The sequence below is a fragment of the Falsihalocynthiibacter sp. S25ZX9 genome, assembly GCF_041205405.1.
In the GTDB taxonomy this organism is placed as follows: Bacteria; Pseudomonadota; Alphaproteobacteria; order Rhodobacterales; family Rhodobacteraceae; genus Falsihalocynthiibacter; species Falsihalocynthiibacter arcticus.
In genome coordinates this window covers 1-278 of record NZ_JBGFCD010000359.1, presented here as the reverse complement: position 1 = coordinate 278, position 278 = coordinate 1, and the positions used below count along the sequence as shown (strand labels likewise).

Here is a 278-nt window from a genome sequence, read left to right as displayed (position 1 = left end):
ATATCGCCCGAACGATGAGATGCCCTGCATTTATGGTGGTTCTATCGTACAGGTGGTCACTGGAAATCAGTGGATTGGTACTCTGACACACGCCTATGCCAACTGCGAAGATCTTCTTGCTGTGACCTCGGACAATAAGACCCTGAAACGCTTGCGTGGGAAGGTCAGACAGTTCGACCATGATCGGCTTACCGTGGGCGACCTCGTCATCAGTAAGCAAACGGATGAGCTATTCCGCAACGGGGAGCAATTTACGATCAGCCGTATTGAACCTAGTA

General features: G+C 50.7%; 1 protein-coding gene. It reads left to right on the top strand.

What is annotated here, in order from left to right; translation table 11 throughout:
• On the top strand, nucleotides 1-278 hold a 278-nt coding region (locus AB9F29_RS22565; protein ID WP_369757335.1), incomplete at both ends, for a hypothetical protein.